We start from the raw sequence: 266 nt of genomic DNA, 5'->3' as shown, positions 1-266 counted from the left end.
CGTTCTCCAACTTCCTGGCTGATATGGGCGAAAGGCCAGACGCCACCTCCCTTGATCGAATTGACAACGACGCAGGTTACTTCAAGGAAAACTGCCGCTGGGCAACTGCCTTAGAACAGATGAATAACACTAGAAGAAACACCTTCGTTGAGTATCTAGGTAGGCGGCAAACAGTTTCTCAGTGGGCAGGCCAGCTTGGTATTCCCGAATGCACTCTGCGCAGCCGGCTAAATCGTGGTTGGTCGATTGAAGATGCAGTGCAGAAG

Annotated in this window: 1 pseudogene; it reads left to right on the top strand. The window is 51.5% G+C overall.

Annotated features, from left to right (window positions below):
• Positions 1 to 23: 23 nt before the first annotated feature.
• A pseudogene (locus ACS2QP_RS27895) lies at positions 24 to 266 on the top strand (hypothetical protein); the annotation flags it as partial.

The organism is Bacillus cereus group sp. Bce019 (assembly GCF_051781745.1).
Classification (GTDB): domain Bacteria; phylum Bacillota; class Bacilli; order Bacillales; family Bacillaceae_G; genus Bacillus_A; species Bacillus_A cereus.
Note: the sequence above shows the minus strand (reverse complement) of the source record. Positions and strands in the feature narration are given on the sequence as shown.